Origin of the sequence: Edaphobacter flagellatus, assembly GCF_025264665.1 — a bacterium.
In the GTDB taxonomy this organism is placed as follows: Bacteria; Acidobacteriota; Terriglobia; order Terriglobales; family Acidobacteriaceae; genus Edaphobacter; species Edaphobacter flagellatus.
This window is the reverse complement of the sequence record NZ_CP073697.1, coordinates 3,810,141-3,823,167: the sequence shown is the minus strand read 5'-3', so window position 1 is coordinate 3,823,167 and position 13,027 is coordinate 3,810,141. Positions and strand designations below refer to the sequence as shown.

The window sequence follows — 13,027 nt, the reverse complement described above, 5'->3', positions numbered from 1 at the left end:
TCCGCGAATAGTTTTCTAAAATGGAGCGGTGGGCATCAAGTTGAAACCACCGCTTCTTTATTGGCATCTGCTGTCTCTTGATGCTCCCACGGTGGCCACCCTGTGGACGTGGTTCATCGCCCGCACCAATCATGTCTCGCTACCGGCGAGTTCGCTCGTTGCTATGACTGCGGCGGTGTGGATGCTTTATGCGGCAGACAGGCTCCTTGATACCAGGGGAGAGAGTGCCGATGTACTTGAAGCACGGCATCACTTCCACTATCGCCACAGCACTACATTTCTCGTTGGAATCGGCGGAGCTTCCGTTCTGCTTGCTGCTACCCTTCCGAGCATTCCATCTGAAGCTATTCGGCTTTATCTGGTACTTGGGGGCATGGTCTTTGGCTACTTCGTGATCATCCATGCCTCGCAGAGCGCACATCGACTTCCCAAGGAGATCGCCGTTGGCGTCTGCTTTGCAGCAGCTGTCTTTATTCCTACGGTAGCGCGCGAGCCAGATCTTCGGGCCGTGCTACTGCCACCGGCACTTCTCTTCGCCACATTATGCAGTCTGAATTGCCTGTTCATCTTTGTATGGGAGCATCCAACGGGAGCGGTGCCCCCTCCGCATCCAGTAACAGCCGTAATGTTGACGCGCCTTCCTACGCTCACTGCGATTGCAGGAGGGATAGCCGCATTGCTTGCCATCTTCGACCACAGGGTACCGTGGCCCATTGCAACGGCGACAACGCTTTCGTGCGCTGTGCTGCTCGTGGTTCATTTCAGCCGCTCCCATTATGACAAGCCGACTCTGCGTATCCTAGCCGATCTTGCCTTGCTGACTCCTGCACTACTGGCAGGCTTCTTATGACTGCTCGGCGACCAAACTTCGACACGATTGCGCGACCATACCGCATGCTGGAGTACATCACTCTGGGCCGTGCTCTGGAACGAACGCGTATGGCATTTCTGCCTGAGTTGATGCAGTGCCGCAATGCGCTTGTGCTTGGTGATGGCGACGGCAGATTTTTAGAAAGGCTATTGGCAACGAACGGCGCGATTCGAGCCACCGCGATCGACTCCAGCGCCATGATGCTGCAACTCCTGCATAAGCGATGCGCCGCTTTTGCTGATCGACTGGAGACGTATCAGGTGGACGCTCTCGAATCCCAGCCTACATCGTTTACCCCCTACGATCTCGTCGTCACGCACTTCTTCCTGGACTGCTTCACTCAGTCTGAACTTAAAGAACTTATTGCGCGGACTGCTCCATATCTATCACCGCAGGCGTTGTGGGTGGTCTCCGATTTTCACGTACCAACAGGATGGCTGCGCTTGCCTGCGAGCCTACTTGTGCGTTCCCTGTATCTTGCGTTCCGCCTCTTGACCGGATTGCGAACGACGCAGCTCCCCGATCATAAATCGGCGCTGTCGCAAGCTGGTTTTGAGAGGTTGGCGTGCCGCCCCTCTCTTGCAGGTCTATTAAAAGCTGAGCTTTGGCGAAAAGACTCTACTGATATCTCTCAAAACTTGTAGCTGCGACGACAGCTTCGCTTATAGTTTTGGCATCACAAAGAATGAACTCGGTAAAGGTGCTTATGCCGCGATACTTTCTTGCTATACTCCTGATCCTTTCGCCACTGGCAGGCGTAGCACAGCTCAGCGTTGCCACCAACTCGCCGAATGGTCTTCCTCTTTCGCAACGGGTTGTTGCGTATTCGATCGACGCGCGACTTGACACGAATAAAAAAGCGCTCGACGCGACCGAATCCCTAACGTACCGTAACCTGACTGGACAACCACTCACGACATTTCCCTTTCATCTCTACCTGAACGCGTTCCGTCCTGAGTCGACCTTTACAGCAGAGACTAGGTTTGCTGGCAGCATCCGTGACAATCTGCGTGACAGCGACTATCCGAAGGAAAAGACCGGCGGCATCACGATTTCTCACATCGAAGCCGATGGTTATGGAGACCTGACATCATCACTGCGGTTCACTGCGCCCGATGACGGCAACATGCAGGATCACACCGTCGCCGAGATTACTCTGCCGCGCCCTCTGGCTCCGAACGAGTCTGTTACTTTTCACTTCGCATTTCACGACAAATTTCCGCTCTCGGTCGCGCGCAACGGTTATAAACGCGACTTCATTATGGGTGGGCAATGGTTTCCTAAAGTCGGTGTCTTCTGGCACGGCGCGTGGAACTGCCACCAGTATCACGCGACGACGGAGTTCTTCTCGGACTTCGGCACCTATAATGTCCGCCTGACCGTGCCTCGCAACTATGTCATCGGAGCAAGCGGCGTACCCACGGGGCAACAGGCGAACTCAGATGGCACACGGAGCTATAGCTTCATAGGCGAAGACATTCACGACTTCGCCTTTGCGGCCAGTCCGAACTTCAAGGTCACGGACGCAATTTATCTATCCTCGCTTGGGCCTGTACAGATTCACGTCTTAGCGCTGGCGGCCCATCCGCATATTGCTCAACGCTATCTCGATATCACACGCAACTCGCTGGCTGAGTTTGAGCGGCGATATGGGCCTTACCCTTACAAGATCATCACTGTCGTCGATCCTGAGCCCAGCTCAGAGATGGAAGGGATGGAGTATCCGACACTTGTCACAGGCGATGGTTCCTGGAGTGGCATCTTCAGGCTGACGGAGCTCACCACAAATCATGAATTCGGCCATCAGTACTGGTATGGGATGGTTGCAACGAACGAGTTTGAAGAGGCTTGGCTGGACGAAGGCATCAACAGCTATACCGAGGTCACAACGCTTGCCAGTATCTACGGAGCCAAGACCTCCGTCGTGGGGCAGCCTTATGCCAATCTGGGTGACCGGGCATTGCAACGTATTACGTATCTCCTGGCCCCTGACTACGATCCGGTAACACGTCCTGCTTGGAAGTTCCGCAACAGCACTTCGTATGGCGCAGTCACATACGGCAAGACAGCAACCTTTCTGGAAACGCTGGAAGGCATCATCGGCCGCGACACGATGGATGAGGCAATGCGCACCTACTTCCAGCGCTTCAAATTTACACACCCGACGGCAGAGGATTTTCTGCGTACGATTGAGGAAGTTGCGGTAGCTCGCGGTAAAGCTGTAGCCAACTCAACAAACGTATCGCTCACTACTCCGGAGACGTCGACTCTTCCTGCAGTCAACTCGACGCTGCGGCCATTCTTGAATCAAGCTGTCTACGGAACACAGATGTTGGACTACGCTGTGGATCGCATCTCCTCCGACGAGATCCCTGCGAGCAAAGGCAAGAATGGGAAACCACAATATCAATCCACAGTGATCCTTCGCCGTAAAGGTGACTTCATTCTTCCGGTCACGGCTGAGATTGCCTTTGCCGACGGAACAAAGCTACGCGAGCACTGGGACGGCGTTGATCGCTGGACACAGTTTACTTATATGCGCGAGGCGAAAATCATCTCGGCTGAGATAGACCCGGACCACGTAATACCTCTCGACAGGAATGCGTTCAATAACAGCTTCACCATGCAGTCGAACGGAATCCCGGCACGCAAGCTCGCCACCCTGTGGCTTGAGCTGCATCAACTCGCACAACAATTGCTTGCGTGGATCGTTTAAGCCGTATACAGGAAATATAGGAAGGTACTCGTCGTATGATCGAAAAGCGTAGCATCTTGATCCACGGCCTAGGTATCGCGTTACGGCGTCTACCCGCCTTTCTGTGGACTTATCTATTCAGCCTTGTTCTTGCTTTGTTTTTTTGCCTTCCCTTAAAGGTGCAGCTGTCGAACCTGCTCGATCAGTCGCTGGCTGCGCAGAGACTTTTCTCGGGTTTCGATATTGGCACTGCGGCCTCGGCTGCGTTTCAGATTCATGGAGACTTCGGCAGTCAGGCGGCTGCGTTTGCAAGCCACGGCTCCGTGCCGACCTATCTGTTGATTTACTTTCTACTCACTCCAGGAACGTTGTTCTGCTACCTTACGCGAACCCATGCTCAGCTCAGCACACTGCTTCGCCAGGGATTGCTCCATTTCTGGCGATTTATACGTATTACCGTTCTTACTTTGATTGCTGCGTTTTTCATACTTGGGCCGCTCATGCTTCTACAAAACCGCTGGGCATCGTTTGTCGATAACAGCTTTGTTGGCATGCCCTCTCTGATGCTTAGACTTGGCGGATTATTCATCGTCTTGCTGGTTGCGTCTCTGCTGCGGCTTTACTTTGATCTCGTGGAAGCTTACACAGTGCAGCTTGGGACAGAACATCGATCCGATGGAAGGCCTGACCATCGCATCCGGCGCACACTTGGCCCGGCGTGGCGTTTGCTTCGCCATCACCTGCTTCGTGCATGGTTTGTTTTTTTGTTTCTTGCGCTGCTGGGAGCAGTAGCGGCTTTTTTCGCAGCACGGATAGCGATGCACATGCTCGCTCAACCTCGCGTGTGGCCGATGTTTTTGATGGCGCAACTCGGCATGATAATCATGCTCTTCACTCGTTTCTGGCAGAGAGGAGCAGAAGTTTCATTGGTACAGCAACACCCGATCCTGTATCGAAGCTCGATCCCTATCACTGTCAAAAATCCACCGCCAGCACGTCCTGCTCCTTCACCTGCTGAGCATCCACACGTTGAGATGATCTACAGCATCGATCCACTCACGCCGCTATATCCAGCGCCGCTCTCCCCAGATGATCCGATAGCTCACCCACAGTTAATGGATCTCAAACCGCTGCCAACCTCCGATCCCATTCCTCCTCCTGAACCATCAGTGCCCTCACTCGACGAGCCTGATCCCGGCGTATTTCGTCACGATCCGCAAAAGCCTCAAAGTTAGCGATATAGCAGCTTCGTTAGCCCTGCCGCCAAAGCCGGATGCGACTATAAGCAACGCATGCACTAGAATAAAGTTTGACTTATGAACCTTTTCGTCCTTCGGCACGCATCAGCGGGAGTTCGACGCCCGAACCCCCTGCTCGACATCAAACGCCCACTTGATAAGGACGGCAAACGCCACTGCTTACATCTGGCACATACGCTCAATGCGCTGAAGGTTCAGTTTGATCTGATCGTCTCCAGCCCCCTGAAGCGTAGCATTCAAACTGCCTCGCTGGTTGGAACTGAAACCGGCTACGAGAGCCAGATCCTGATCTCAAAGGCATTGGCACCCGAAGCTACCTACAGTGACTTTCAGAGGATGCTCTCGGAGTGCAGACTCTACGAGAATCTTCTCGTCGTCGGTCACAACCCGAATATCACTCAGTTTCTTGCGACGCTGCTTGTTCCGCCTTTAGCAACACCACTTCCGCGTATCCGATTGCGCAAAGGTTCTTTGGCCAGGTTGTCGTTCGATCGCGCTCCGGCAACACTACTGTGGTTGCTCGACCCCCGCACGGTACGTGCCCTTTACACCACTTCGACAAAGAGCTCGCGCCGGAAGATCTCGCGGAAGTAAGCGGCTTCTTTCTTCACCGACCAGGCTTCCAACTCTGCCCCGCCACGGCCGGGGACTAATTCCAGCAAGACCCTCTTCGGATACACGTGCGTGCGCAGACGCACAACAGCGCTGGCGCGATCCTGGTTCAACGCGACGGCAAGGCGCAGCAACACAATCGCCCGCACAAGGTTTGTGTGCTCCTCCACGGGGATCGTCCTCAGCACCCGATCCATCGGATCGGGACGGGTCTTGCCCAGGTAACGTGCCAATGCGCTCACAATAGCTCTCTGCTCCGGGGAGAAGCCAAAGATTTCGGAGTTCGCAATGATGTACTGCGCATGGCGATGGTGTCCCTGGTGATTCATAAACTTGCCGACATCCTGCATCATCGCCGCCGATTCAAGCCAAAGCTTGTATTCCTCCGGAAGCTCATGAACACGCGCGAGCGCATCGAATAACTCAACGACGTGCTGCCGAATGGGCTCGACGCGTCGCAGTTCAATACTGTAACGATTGCATACTTCAAGAACACCCGCCCAGCGTTCGCTCTCGATCTTCTGATGCACCGAGCCGCGCAGGTCCACATCGCCGAGCATCTGTGCCAGAATGCCATCGCGCAGACCAAGTGCCGAGTAACGGAATGATTTCAGCCCGAAGCGTTCCATCAGGCTGGCATACACAAACGCGCCGCCAACGATGATCTCCGACCGGCGCGGACCGATACCCGGCACGGCGGCTCGCTGTTCGTCGCGCATCTTCGCCAGCTTGTCAGCCAGAGCACGCACCTCGGCTACTTCGGCAGTCATCGAACCAACATGCTCTAACCGCTTCTTCTGCAGAGTCTTCTTCCCCGCCGAACTCTTCTTGCGAACATGCCCGGCCGCTTCGGCCAACGCGGCTGCGGTACCCGAGGTTGCAATCACCAGAGCAGAACGAGGCATGCCGATGCGACGTTCCGCCTTCTTCAATTCGCGGTCGATAAACTGCTTCAACCTGGCAACGTCTTCCTTCTGTGGAGGGTCCGCCTGCAAAAATTCCTGCTGCAAACGCACAGCCCCAAGCGGAAGGCTGGCCATAGCTTTGATTCTCCCGCCATCAGAGAGCGTGATCTCGCAGCTTCCACCACCGAGATCGATCAGCACACAGCGGCCTCGAGCACCAATTTCATGTGTGATGACGCCCAGATGAATCAGCCGGCCCTCCTCCAACCCGGAGATAACTTCGACATTCCAGCCAGTTGCTGAAAGCACCCACTCCGTAAACGCCTGCGCGTTGCGCGCGTCGCGCATCGCGCTGGTCGCCACCACGCGAACCTTGTCGGCGACGTGCATTTGCACTGCTTTATGAAAGCGCTTCAATGCGCGAATCGTCGCGGCCATGGCTTCGGGTGAGATGACCCCGGTTTGAAAGACGCTCTCACCCAACCGCGTTACCTCGCGGTCCTCATGCAACGTCTTCAGCCGATGCGCGTGAGCAGTCGCTATCTTCAGCCGGCAGGAGTTCGATCCGATATCAATCGCCGCAAACGTCGGCATCGCGTTCGTCATCACCTCAACGGAAATTATCTATCACAAGCAAGATACATCCACGCCGTAACTTTCTGATGTTCTAACCCGCTGGATGTAGAATTCTCAGCGATTCCTCTTCATATCAGCGCCGATAATCGCCTTTCCCCATTTATCCTCTTTTAAAGAGCAATTTTCCTGATAATGACCAGCCCAACCCTAAGCGCGTTTCCCACAGCATCCATATCCCAGCCTCTATCTATCCGGAATGGACCGCGGCGCTCCACGGCCTTGTTCACCCTCGTCGGACTCTGGTTGGCGATCTACTTCGCTGCTCTCTTTGCGCCCCCGCTGCTCGACGATGCTGACGCATCACATGCCAATGCTGCTCGTCATATGGCTCTCTCCGGCGACATGGTGACGCTGACAGTTAACGGCATCCGTTACCTAGAGAAAGCCCCGCTGCCCTACTGGCTCGACGCGCTCAGCTTCCGTGTCTTCGGGTTCAACACCTTTGCGGCGCACCTTCCTGAGGCTATCGGCGTCCTGCTGCTGGCTTTGCTCGGATACCACTGGGCAACACGTGCATGGAGCAGCCGCGCAGGCTTCTACGCTGGCATCAGCATATTGACGGCGACCGGAGTCTTTCTCTTCACACGCATTTATATCCCCGAAGTTCTGTTATCACTCTTTTTGTCGACAGCACTTTACTGTCTGCTGCAGGCCTCTGAATCATCGAAAGGCTCCTACGCGTACGTCATGTGGACAGCGTTGGCGCTCGCAGTACTTACCAAGGGCCTCGTCGCATTGGTCTTCTTCTTTGGAGCGGCCGTTATTTACCTTGCTCTCACGGGCGAATATAAGAACTGGCGTGCGCTGAAGCCCTTTTCCGGGCTGCTCCTCTTTTTCGCGATAGCCGCCCCCTGGCACATTCTGGCCGGGCTTCGAAATACCGGCGGCATGAACGGCCACGGTTTCTTCTGGTTCTACTTCATTAACGAGCATTTCCTGCGCTTCCTCGGCAAGCGTTATCCCAAGGACTACAACAAGCTCCCCGGCTATCTCTTCTGGAGCCTGCATCTTGTCTGGTTATTTCCGTGGAGCCTGTTCTTTCCCATTGCCATTCTCCAGGGTTGGCGTCAACGACAAACGTTTAGGGCCTATAGTAATTTCGCTTCCCGTACGGCTTTACTATTTCTTGTCTTTGCCGTACTTGTCCTTGTCTTCTTTTCCATTTCCACCAATCAGGAGTACTACACCTTCCCCGTTTATTTGCCGCTGCTGGCACTGATTGCAGCGGCACTGGTGCGTGCTGAAAGTACATACAACGAAGACCAGCGCTCGCGACACTGGATCGGCTATGCCCACGCCACTTACACCGCCATCGGCATAGCCGCAGCAATCGCACTCGCCTATGGCCTGTGGAGCAGCCGCAACCTTCCTTTCGTTCCTGATATTGGCGAAATGCTCGCACATCGCGGCGTTGGCGACTATACGCTCTCAATGTCACATTTCTTCGACCTTACGGGCCCCAGCTTCGCTGCTCTACGGCTTCCCGCCGCACTCGCCATGCTTGCCCTGGCTGTTGGACCTGTAATCGCATGGCGACTACGTAGCAAACGTCAACATCTCGCTTCTACAACTACCATTGCACTCACCAGCGGTGTATTCCTCATTGCGGCGCATATCGCTCTCATCCGCTTTGCCCCTATGCTCTCCTCCGCAAATCTTGCGGGAACGATTCGACAGATGGAGCAGAATCGCTCTATCGCTCCGGACACACAGATACTTCTCTACGGAGACCAGTCCTACGGCTCTTCCATCGCCTTCTATCTTGGCCGAATCGTCTATCTCGTCGATGGGCGCTCCTCTTCTATGCTTTTCGGCTCCACCTTTCAGGATGCCCCACGCATCTTCCTCACTCAGGACGATTTATTGCACATTTGGGGAACAGGCGAACGCAAAATCCTCTTCGTTCCACTTGAAAAGCGAGATGACGTCGACAAACTGCTCGGCAGCCATAAAATTCTCATCAAGGAAACGTCGGGTAAGGCTCTCTTCACCGATCGTCCTCTCGATCATTAGTCATACTCTTTGCTTTTCAACATCCGCTTGCGGCGTACTGATCTTCATTCGATACTCTTGCCCGGCATAACGTAGTCATCCAGTGAACCTGACCGATACCCAGTTCGTAGCAATCCAACCCAGCACTGCCGCCGAGGCAGCGCAAGAGCGTGTGAGCTCTGCGGTAGATATCTCCATCAAGCAAACATGGAACCTTCGCTCCATAGCCGTCATCGTCGCTGCGTGGCTGCTCTTGCAGATTGGAGGGCTCTTCACTCCCGGGCTGCTCGATGATGTGGATTCCATCTACACTGAAATCGCGCGTGAGATGCTGGTGCGTCATGACTACATTACTCCATACATCAATGGCGTCCGCTTCTTTGATAAGCCGCCGCTGATGTACTGGTTGTCGGCCGCCAGTATGCGTGTCTTCGGAGCGTATGACTGGGCAGCGCGACTGCCACTGGCGTTGGGGATGCTGGCGCTATTGCTGGCTATCTATGCACTCGGTAGCCGTCTCTTTCGCGACATCTCGCCCGCTTCCACTCCTGACAGAGGCGGCTTTTATGCGGCGCTCGCCATGGCGACCTGCGTAGGACCGTATCTCTATACGCGTTTTTATATTCCGGATATTGTTCTTACGCTGTGGATGACGGTAGGCGTTCACCTCTTTCTGATCGCACTGGATCGCATCCGCAAAAATCGTTCGGCGCTTTTGCCTGCACTGGGTTTTGCAGCTGTCATGGCACTCAATGTCCTTACCAAAGGGTTAATCGGCCTGGTCTTTCCCATTGGCTTTGTGATTGGATACCTGGCGCTCACGCGCCAGATACGACTTCTTTCGCAGCTTCACCTGCTCGCGAGCACTACAGTCTTTCTTGCGATCGCCGCACCGTGGCATATCCTTGCGGCACTGCGAACCCCCGCCATTCCTCTTCCCCCCGGGCTTGGGCTTCCAGCTAGAGGCGGGTGGGCCTGGTTCTATCTCTACAACGAGCACATCGCCCGCTTCCTCGGCAAACGTATTCCGCATGACTATGGACAAGTTCCCATCCCGCTCTTCTGGCTACTGAGTGCACTATGGGTGATGCCGTGGGCAGCTTTCCTTGTGCCCGCGATTGTCACGCACATCCGCGACCTGCGCCAGCGCACTGCAGTAACAGCACGCCGCTGTGAGGCCGCGCTTTCGCTGCTTCTCTGGGCGGGGCTCGTGCTTGGATTTTTCACCCTCTCCAGCCGCCAGGAGTACTACAACCTCCCCGCCATCCCCGCACTTGCGCTCATGGCAGGAGGGCTTCTTGCACGCGCCGATGCCGGGCTACCCTCCGCGCGAGATAGTGCTTTGCGATGGTCGCGCTGGTGTTTAGTGCCGCTCAGTACATTGATTGCGGTCGTCTGCGGATACTTCGCGATCACCGCACCGAAACCCGCGCCAGGCACCGATATCGCGTCGCTACTTGCAGCGAATCCCGAGTTCTACAATCTCTCCCTTGGTCACATCTTTGATCTCACAGGCGCTGCCATGGGACTCTTCCGCGGCCCACTTGTAATTGTCGCCCTCGCAATGCTCGTCGTCGGCCCGGTCAGCTACATTCTCCGCCACCGCGGACAGCTCTGCGCCGCGAACCTTACCCTCGGCGTAGCGATGACCTTTGCGCTGCTCGGAGCGCATGAAGGCCTTACGCGCTTCTACCCCATCATCGGCTCAAAAGAACTTGCCGTTGCCATCAATCACGCCGGCCTGCAACCCGCGGACCAGATCATCCTTGACGGTGAATTAACCTCCGGTTCGTCGCTTGCCTTCTACACCCGGCATCAACTTCATCTCATCAACGGCAACGTCAATGGACTCTGGTACGGAAGCCTCTGGCCTGACTCTCCACGCATCTTCGAGAGCGAAGACTCGCTACGCCAGCTATGGGCAGGACCGCGCCGCGTCTTCCTCTTTACTTATAACCCAGCGGTACGCCAGCATGATCTGGATCCTTACGGTGCCTCCCACATCCTTGCTTCATCAGGAGGCAAGACGATTCTCAGCAACCACTAGTAGCTCAGCTGATCGCCTTATACTTGCCATCCGTATCAATCGAATACTTGCCCCCGTGGTAATAAACCTGTCCAGGCAGGTAGCTGGAGAGCCAGAGCACTCCTCCCAGAAAATCGCGCAACGGATAGATAAAGGTCTGCCATATCCACTTCGGCTCGCCCAATGCACGCAGCATCACACCAGCCTGAAGCCAGCGGTTCGCGCACGTCGCCAGCAGCCACAACAACCCTAACTCGGGCCTGTCAGCGAACACGCCCCACAGCAATCCCAGTAAACCAAACGGGACGGAAAACGTCAGCCCTGTCCCCAGATGGCCCCACGGACGCGATCGCCGCGTGCTCTGCATCCAGCGCAACTGATTCTTGAACGAGACGACGAATGGCGTCTTAGGCACCACCAGCCTGATGATCGATGCGGACATGATTACGTTCTGCCCCTGCTCTGCCAGCCGGTGCCCTAAAACATAATCCTCTGCGTAATACTGGCCCAGATCGTTGTAGCCTCCCGCATCGGCAAATGATTTTTTACGTTGAGCTGCCAGCACACCCAGAGAGAATTTTGTGCCTCCCTCCACCATGTCAGCCACCAGCACCCCCGAGCTCATTTCGACGCTCTTGCCCACTGCATCGAGCTGCGTTGTCAGGTCAGACACATCCGAAGTTCCCAGGTAGAGACATGACGATAATGCCAGCTTCGGATCCGCCAGAGGCTGCACTACTCTCCTTAGAAGGCTGTGATCGATTCGCGCATCAGCATCGCTCGTCACAACATGCTCATAACGCGCCGCTTCCGCCATCACGCCAAGCGAATACATCTTCGCGTTAGGATACTGCGGCTCACCGCAGGTGAGATATCGCGCCTGCACCTGTGGGTAGCGAGCTCCAATCGTTTGGGCGAGCTGCAGCCCCTTGTCTGACTCATATCGCGCGCAAAACAGCAGTTCAAACTCCGGCTGATATGCGCGATAGTCCTGCTCGAAGAAGGTCCTAAGATTCTCTTCCAGTCCCGGCTCGAGTCCGTGCAACGGCTTCAGCACACTTAGCGGAGGCAGAAAATCCCCCGGCTTGTCATCGCGACGACGGCGCAAGCCAAACCGTATCGCCGCAACTACGACCATCAACACATAAATTGTGGAGGTTACCGTGCCGATCACGGCACACCAAAACAGAATCTGCAGCAACAAGCTCATCGTACCTTCAGCCAGCCAGGATCAAATCATGCTCAAATCAGGCCGAAGACCAGTCTACCGCGCTGAAATGGCTCAATGGCTCAGAAACTTCAGCCCAATGATTCCAGCAATAATCAGCCCTACGCAGGCCAGCCGAGCGAATGCAGCCGACTCCCCAAACAGCACAATTCCAAGAATCACCGTGCCCACGGCGCCAATGCCTGTCCACACTGCGTACGCCGTCCCCAAAGGAAGATACCGTGCCGCCACCCCAAGCAGACCCATGCTGATGACGATCATCACGCCCGTGGCAATCGACCAGCCCAGCCTTGTAAATCCCTGGGTGTACTTCAACCCCACAGCCCAGCCAGTCTCAAAGATACCTGCGACCAGCAGAATCGCCCACGCATACTCTTTCAACGCTTCTTCGTCCCCTTCACAGAAACTACCATCGGCCGACGCATCGGAACCAGCCCTGTCCCCGACGACTGCTGCTGCTGCATCCGCGACAGCATCTCAGTCCGCACATAGTCGACAAAGCCCTGCATCTGACGGTTCATCTCTTCCATGCGCTCACGCATCTGCAGAATCACGCCGATACCTGCAATATTCACACCCAGGTCGCGCGCCAGATTCAGAATAAACTCCAGCCGCTCAAGATCTTCATCGGTATACAGACGCGTATTGCCTTCGCTCCGCGAAGGACGCAACAGCCCTTCACGCTCGTAAAGACGCAGCGTCTGCGGATGAATCTGATACATCTCGGCCACCGCCGAGATCATGTACGCCCCTTTACTCTTGCGCTTTGTCGCCATGCTGCGAGAACCTCGTCCAGACTCCTC

The 13,027-nt window shown here is 55.4% G+C and carries 11 protein-coding genes; 7 read left to right on the top strand and 4 right to left on the bottom strand.

The annotated features are described in order from the left end of the window. The first annotated feature begins 28 nt into the window (after positions 1-28). The 5 genes from KFE13_RS15960 (at position 29) to KFE13_RS15940 (ending at position 5,419) form a co-directional block, all read left to right on the top strand. Entirely contained in the window at positions 29-850 is an 822-nt protein-coding gene (locus tag KFE13_RS15960; RefSeq protein WP_260704299.1) for a hypothetical protein, read from the top strand. Between the two features lie 89 nt (positions 851-939). After that, positions 940-1,515, top strand: coding sequence for a class I SAM-dependent methyltransferase (locus KFE13_RS15955; protein ID WP_260704297.1), 576 nt, complete (start codon positions 940-942; stop codon positions 1,513-1,515). A 62-nt stretch (positions 1,516-1,577) separates the two neighbouring features. Continuing rightward, on the top strand, positions 1,578-3,587 hold the full coding sequence (locus KFE13_RS15950) for a M1 family metallopeptidase (RefSeq protein WP_260704295.1): 2,010 nt from the start codon (positions 1,578-1,580) through the stop codon (positions 3,585-3,587). A gap of 302 nt (positions 3,588-3,889) precedes the next feature. Then, complete coding sequence (locus tag KFE13_RS15945; protein ID WP_260704293.1) at positions 3,890-4,801, top strand: hypothetical protein; 912 nt, start codon at positions 3,890-3,892, stop codon at positions 4,799-4,801. An 81-nt stretch (positions 4,802-4,882) separates the two neighbouring features. Then, on the top strand, positions 4,883-5,419 hold the full coding sequence (locus tag KFE13_RS15940; RefSeq protein WP_260704291.1) for a SixA phosphatase family protein: 537 nt from the start codon (positions 4,883-4,885) through the stop codon (positions 5,417-5,419). Here the strand turns inward: KFE13_RS15940 and KFE13_RS15935 are convergent. Further along, positions 5,371-6,936, bottom strand: a complete 1,566-nt coding sequence (locus KFE13_RS15935; RefSeq protein WP_260706983.1) for a Ppx/GppA phosphatase family protein — start codon at positions 6,934-6,936, stop codon at positions 5,371-5,373. The genes KFE13_RS15940 and KFE13_RS15935 overlap by 49 nt on opposite strands. A gap of 174 nt (positions 6,937-7,110) precedes the next feature. Between KFE13_RS15935 and KFE13_RS15930 the strand changes: the two genes are divergently transcribed. Next, positions 7,111-8,991: an ArnT family glycosyltransferase gene (locus tag KFE13_RS15930; protein WP_260704288.1), complete on the top strand. Its 1,881-nt coding sequence runs from the start codon at positions 7,111-7,113 to the stop codon at positions 8,989-8,991. Between the two features lie 82 nt (positions 8,992-9,073). Beyond that, positions 9,074-11,017, top strand: a complete 1,944-nt coding sequence (locus KFE13_RS15925; RefSeq protein ID WP_260704287.1) for an ArnT family glycosyltransferase — start codon at positions 9,074-9,076, stop codon at positions 11,015-11,017. 4 nt (positions 11,018-11,021) lie between these two features. Here KFE13_RS15925 and KFE13_RS15920 read toward each other — a convergent pair whose 3' ends face one another. From KFE13_RS15920 to KFE13_RS15910, 3 genes are all read right to left on the bottom strand, one after another. Next, a complete protein-coding gene (locus KFE13_RS15920; RefSeq protein ID WP_260704285.1) occupies positions 11,022-12,206 on the bottom strand; it encodes a glycosyltransferase in 1,185 nt (394 codons plus the stop codon). Positions 12,207-12,278: 72 nt separating this feature from the next. Further along, complete coding sequence (gene sugE, locus KFE13_RS15915) at positions 12,279-12,605, bottom strand: quaternary ammonium compound efflux SMR transporter SugE (protein ID WP_260704275.1); 327 nt, start codon at positions 12,603-12,605, stop codon at positions 12,279-12,281. Beyond that, on the bottom strand, positions 12,602-13,000 hold the full coding sequence (locus KFE13_RS15910) for a MerR family transcriptional regulator (protein ID WP_260704267.1): 399 nt from the start codon (positions 12,998-13,000) through the stop codon (positions 12,602-12,604). Before KFE13_RS15910 ends, sugE begins: the two co-directional genes overlap by 4 nt. Positions 13,001-13,027 lie beyond the last annotated feature (27 nt).

Coding starts and splice junctions, on each gene's coding strand:
- KFE13_RS15955 (WP_260704297.1), top strand. CDS start 940: ATGGCATTTCTGCCTGAGTTGATGCAGTGCCGCAATGCGCTTGTGCTT.
- KFE13_RS15950 (WP_260704295.1), top strand. CDS start 1,578: ATGCCGCGATACTTTCTTGCTATACTCCTGATCCTTTCGCCACTGGCA.
- KFE13_RS15940 (WP_260704291.1), top strand. CDS start 4,883: ATGAACCTTTTCGTCCTTCGGCACGCATCAGCGGGAGTTCGACGCCCG.
- KFE13_RS15935 (WP_260706983.1), bottom strand. CDS start 6,936: ATGCCGACGTTTGCGGCGATTGATATCGGATCGAACTCCTGCCGGCTG.
- KFE13_RS15930 (WP_260704288.1), top strand. CDS start 7,111: ATGACCAGCCCAACCCTAAGCGCGTTTCCCACAGCATCCATATCCCAG.
- KFE13_RS15920 (WP_260704285.1), bottom strand. CDS start 12,206: ATGAGCTTGTTGCTGCAGATTCTGTTTTGGTGTGCCGTGATCGGCACG.
- KFE13_RS15910 (WP_260704267.1), bottom strand. CDS start 13,000: ATGGCGACAAAGCGCAAGAGTAAAGGGGCGTACATGATCTCGGCGGTG.